This window comes from Streptomyces sp. CO7 (assembly GCF_053474865.1).
The window spans coordinates 382,366-383,073 of sequence record NZ_JBRIOU010000008.1; the positions used below are offsets into that span (position 1 = coordinate 382,366).

Genomic DNA, 708 nt, shown 5'->3' on the forward strand with positions numbered 1-708 from the left:
CCCCCCGCCCGTGCCCCCGCCCCTGCGCGGAGGAACGGGCGGGGCCACGGCGCCGTGCGCTCAGATTCCCATCGCCCGCCAGGTCACGGTGGAGGTTCCGTCCGGGTGGGGCGTCACCTCCACGCGGACGGTGGATGCCTTGCCGGGGGTCTCCACGAAGCCGACCTCCAGGTGCAGGACGTGGTCGCCGTCCGTCCAAGGCTCCTCGTCCGGGTAGTTGTCGGCCACCCAGGCCCGCGCTTGGTCCGCCGGGAGGCGGAAGGTGACGTCGTAGGTGGTCATGTCCCACGTCCCGACCTCGCACCCGAGGTCCGCGGCCCCGGCCGGCGGCGGGCCGGCCGCGCCGTAGGCCAGGGCCTCGCCGCAGTCGGCGTCGGACGGTGACGCGGCCACCACGAACCAGACGGACATCAGGAGTGACAGCAGGAGCATCGCCGCCAGCGCGAGCACGACGATCAGCGTGCAGCTCGGCCGATTGTCCGGATCCCCCACCATTCCCCCTCCGCCACCCTCCGACCGGGTCGGATCACGCCACGTACGACGCCCCGTGTGGCCCAGGGGTTGCAGGGACCCGCCCCCCGTGGGGGACACTGGCGGGAGATCCATACGAAGGGAAAATTACGGTGAGCATCGACCCGTCCTCGATTCCGAACTTCGGGGGCCAGCAGCCCGAGCCGCAGCCCCAGGGACCGGCGGGGCCCCCTGTCC

The 708-nt window shown here is 73.0% G+C and carries 1 protein-coding gene and 1 pseudogene; one reads left to right on the plus strand and one right to left on the minus strand.

Features of this window, described 5'->3' with window-relative positions; genetic code table 11:
* Positions 1 to 60: 60 nt before the first annotated feature.
* Positions 61 to 495 carry a hypothetical protein gene (locus ACOV8S_RS26635; RefSeq protein ID WP_448320845.1) on the minus strand — a complete coding sequence of 145 codons (435 nt, stop codon included), beginning with the start codon at positions 493 to 495 and terminating at the stop codon, positions 61 to 63.
* A 128-nt stretch (positions 496 to 623) separates the two neighbouring features.
* Between ACOV8S_RS26635 and ACOV8S_RS26640 the strand changes: the two are divergent.
* Positions 624 to 708, plus strand: a pseudogene (locus tag ACOV8S_RS26640) (YbjN domain-containing protein); the annotation flags it as partial.

Bases quoted from the DNA above. Each gene is read 5' to 3' on its own strand.
- ACOV8S_RS26635 (WP_448320845.1), bottom strand. From the start codon at position 495: ATGGTGGGGGATCCGGACAATCGGCCGAGCTGCACGCTGATCGTCGTG.